Origin of the sequence: Sphingobium sp. C100, assembly GCF_000508185.1 — a bacterium.
Taxonomy (GTDB): Bacteria; Pseudomonadota; Alphaproteobacteria; order Sphingomonadales; family Sphingomonadaceae; genus Sphingobium.
Genome location: NZ_AYOY01000069.1, coordinates 1 through 3706 on the forward strand (window position 1 = coordinate 1; position 3706 = coordinate 3706).

3 protein-coding genes and 2 pseudogenes are annotated in these 3706 nt (G+C 67.5%); 3 read left to right on the forward strand and 2 right to left on the reverse strand.

All coding sequences use genetic code 11. The features are described 5' to 3' along the window. Both C100_RS48745 and purD read right to left on the reverse strand, forming a co-directional pair. A pseudogene (locus tag C100_RS48745) lies at positions 1 to 272 on the reverse strand (hypothetical protein); the annotation flags it as partial. Positions 273 to 383: 111 nt separating this feature from the next. Beyond that, complete coding sequence (gene purD, locus C100_RS31015) at positions 384 to 1661, reverse strand: phosphoribosylamine--glycine ligase (protein ID WP_031308854.1); 1278 nt, start codon at positions 1659 to 1661, stop codon at positions 384 to 386. 7 nt (positions 1662 to 1668) lie between these two features. Here purD and xseA point away from each other — a divergent pair, with 7 nt between their 5' ends. The 3 genes and pseudogenes from xseA to C100_RS31030 form a co-directional block, all read left to right on the forward strand. Continuing rightward, the gene (xseA, locus tag C100_RS31020; protein ID WP_024018933.1) at positions 1669 to 3162 is read left to right on the forward strand and encodes an exodeoxyribonuclease VII large subunit; all 1494 of its coding nucleotides are present in this window, start codon (positions 1669 to 1671) and stop codon (positions 3160 to 3162) included. Positions 3163 to 3185: 23 nt separating this feature from the next. Next, positions 3186 to 3398, forward strand: a complete 213-nt coding sequence (locus C100_RS31025; RefSeq protein ID WP_024018934.1) for a DUF2093 domain-containing protein — start codon at positions 3186 to 3188, stop codon at positions 3396 to 3398. Then, positions 3395 to 3706 (forward strand): annotated as a pseudogene (locus C100_RS31030) (M23 family peptidase); the annotation flags it as partial. The gene C100_RS31025 and the pseudogene C100_RS31030, both read left to right, overlap by 4 nt.

Sequence of the window (3706 nt, forward strand, 5' to 3'; positions counted from 1 at the left end):
GGAACAGGCTCGGCCGCCGCGACGACGGGAGCGGGTTTCGCCACCGGCTCTGGCGCGGCTTCGACCGGGACGGGGGCGGGCGGCACGGCGACGGGATTGACGACGGGCGGCAGCGTTGCCGCGACGAAGGGCTCTGCCTCGGCCGCGATTGCCGGCTCCGCCGCCGGATCGACCGTCGACTTGCGCTTGCCCGAAAGCAGAAACACCAGGCCGATGATGACCAGCAGCGCGATCAGCAGCCACAAGCCATAGTCCATGAAGAATTCCTGCATCGCGCATCGTCTCCCTGTTTGCGAGTTGGCGCTATTTAAGGACGCTTGCGTGCCGGGGGCAAGGGCATCGCGCCTTTTTACTCCGGCTCCGCCCGCAAAGGTCGATCGGCCCTAGCGCCCTTCGCGCGCCACTTCCCGCCAGCCGATGTCACGGCGGCAGAAACCGGTGGGAAAGTCGATCGCATCCACCGCCGCATAGGCGGCGGCCTGGGCTGCGCTCACCGTGTCGCCGGTGGCCGTGACGTTGAGCACGCGCCCGCCATTGGCGACCAGTGCGCCGTTCTTGTCGGCCGTGCCGGCATGGAAAATTTTGGCGCCTTCCTGTTCGGCGGTGTCGATACCCCGGATGAAGCCGCCCTTTTCCGGCGTGCCGGGATAGCCTCGCGCGGCCATGACGACGGTCAGCGCGGTGCGATCGGCCAGCGTCACCGGCCCCTGTTCCGCCAAACGGCCCTGCGCCACTGCAAGCAGCAGTTCGACCAGATCGCCGTCGAAGCGGCTCATCAGCACCTGGCATTCGGGGTCGCCGAAGCGGGCATTATATTCGATCAGCTTCGGCCCCGCTTCCGTCAGCATCAACCCGGCGTAGAGCACGCCCGAATAGGGAATGCCTTCTGCCGCCAGCGTGTCCACGGTCGGCTTGATGATCCTTTCCAGCACCTGCGCTTCCAGTTCGGGCGTCAGCACGCGGGCGGGACTGTAGGCGCCCATGCCGCCGGTATTGGGGCCGGTGTCGCCATCGCCCACGCGCTTGTGATCCTGCGCTGATCCGAAGGGGAGGATGAAGCTGCCGTCGGTCAGCGCGAAGAAGCTGGCTTCCTCGCCGGTCATAAACTCTTCGAGCACCACTTCCTCGCCGGCCTTGCCGAACGCGCCGGAGAACATGGAATCGAGCGCCGCCAGCGCCTCGTCACGGCTTTGCGCGATGATGACGCCCTTGCCCGCCGCCAGCCCGTCGGCTTTGATGACCACCGGCAGCGCGAAATCGTCGAGCGCGGTGATCGCGCCATCCTTGCTGGTGACGCGGACATAGGCGGCGGTGGGGATGCCGGCGCGTTGGCACAGATCCTTCGTAAAACCCTTCGACCCTTCCAGTTGGGCCGGCTTCTTGTTGGGGCCGAATACGGGAACGCCCATGGTGCGCAGATTGTCGGCGAGGCCATCGACCAGCGGCGCTTCCGGTCCGACGACCACCAGGCCGATCGAATGGCGGATGCAGAAGTCCAGCACCGTGCGATGGTCCGCCGCATCAAGGTCGACCAGCGTGGCATGCTGCGCTATGCCGGGGTTGCCGGGCGCGGCATAGAGCGTCTTGAGGCTGGGCGATTGCGCCAGCTTCCACGCCAGCGCATGTTCGCGGCCGCCGCCGCCCAGAAGAAGGATGTTCATTTCGCCCATGTCCCCGGAATTTGATGTCTATGACAGTTCGGGCCGCCTGTTAGCCGAGGAACGGGCGGGCGACAACGCGCCGCCGCTTTCGGTCAGCGAATTGTCCTCCCTGCTGAAGCGCACGGTCGAGGATCGCTTTGGCCATGTCCGCCTGCGTGGCGAAATTTCCGGCTTCAAACGGGCAGCGTCGGGGCATCTGTATCTGTGCCTCAAGGACGATAATGCCGTCATCGACGGGGTGATGTGGAAGGGCGGCGCGCAGCGGTTGGCCTTTGCGCCGCAGGATGGCGTGGAGGTGATCGCCACCGGCAAGCTCACCACCTATCCCGGCCGGTCCAAATATCAGATCGTGATCGATCGCATGGAACTGGCCGGCGAAGGCGCGCTGATGGCGTTGCTGGAAAAGCTCAAGGCCAAGTTGGCGGGCGAGGGGCTGTTCGCGCCGGAACGCAAGAAGGCGTTGCCGTTCCTGCCCCGCACCATCGGCGTCGTGACGTCGCCGACCGGCGCTGTCATTCGCGACATATTGCATCGGCTGGCGGATCGTTGCCCGACCAATGTGCTGCTCTGGCCGGTGCTGGTGCAGGGGCAGGGCGCGGCCGAGCAGGTGGCGCGCGCGGTGCGGGGCTTTTCTGCGATGGATGGCAGCGGGCCGTTGCCCCGGCCCGATCTGGTGGTCGTTGCGCGTGGTGGAGGGTCGATCGAGGATCTGTGGAGCTTCAACGAGGAAATCGTGGTGCGCGCCGTCGCCGATTGCACCATTCCCATCATCTCCGCCGTCGGCCATGAGACCGATACGACCCTGTGCGATCATGCCGCCGACCGGCGCGCGCCCACGCCCACCGCCGCGGCCGAAATCGCGGTGCCGGTGCGCGCGGAGTTGCTGGCGGGCCTGTCGGAAATGGGATTGCGCGCTGGGCGGGCGGTGCGCCGGTGCGCGGCGCAGGCCAGGGAACGCCTGGACATGCAGGCGCGGCTGATGCCTACCCCGGATATGCTGCTCAGCCCCCAGCGGCAGCGGCTGGATCAATTGTCGGATGGGCTGGTTGGCGGTCTGCGCCATCGTCTGGCCGATGCGCGCGCGCATCTGGGGCAGGCGGGCGGGGCGCTGCGGCCGGCGCTGCTGCACCAGCATGTGGCGCGCGCCAGTGAGCGGCTCGACCGGCTGCGGCTACGGCCCGATTATCTGGTCCGGGCGCATCGCGATTGCGCCACCGCTTTCGACCGGGTGTCGCGCCATTTCGCGTCGCTCGACCCCGACCTTCCGCTCAGGCGCGGTTATGCGAGGGTGATGGCGCAGGGGCAGTTGGTCCAGTCGGTCGATGCCGCCCGGCACGCGGGACAGGTGGTCCTGCACTTCCAGGATGGAACGGTCGAGGCGACCGTCGGACAGCCGGACGCGCCGCTTGAGCGGCCGTCCGACGCCGGTATATCTTCCCCCCCGCGCCCGGCCTGCAAGCCGCGGAGCGCCAAGGAAGCGCAACAGGATCTGTTTTCCTGACATATGAATGAAAAGGCCGACCCATGTTGATGTCCAACCGCGACCGTGTCGCTCGACTTCATTATATGCCCTATAGTTTCCGCGTGTTGCAGGCGGGGGATCATGTCCTGTGCGCCGTCACGGGGCAGCGGATCGCGCTGGAGGATCTGCGCTACTGGAGCATCGCCCGGCAGGAACCCTATGCCAGCGCCCAGGCATCGGTCGAGGCGGAGCAGAAAGTCGGTCGCACGGGATGAGGTTGGCTGCACTTGCTTTGGTCGTCAGTCTCGCCGGCGCGGCGACGGCGCAGGCGCCAGTCCGGCCGGTTGCCGCGCCTGACTTCCGCCTGTCCGGTCAGGCTGTGCAGGGGGGCGCGTTGCTGGGGAATGCGCCCGCCGGCACGGTCACGCTGCGGCTGGACGATCAGCCGGTGCCGGTGGATGGCGACGGGCGTTTCCTGATCGCGTTCGACCGGGATGCGGCGCCGACGGCCTCGCTTTCCGCCCGGCTGGCCGACGGTCGCACGGTCGCGCAATCGCTGGCGGTTGCGCCCCGCGCCTGGCGG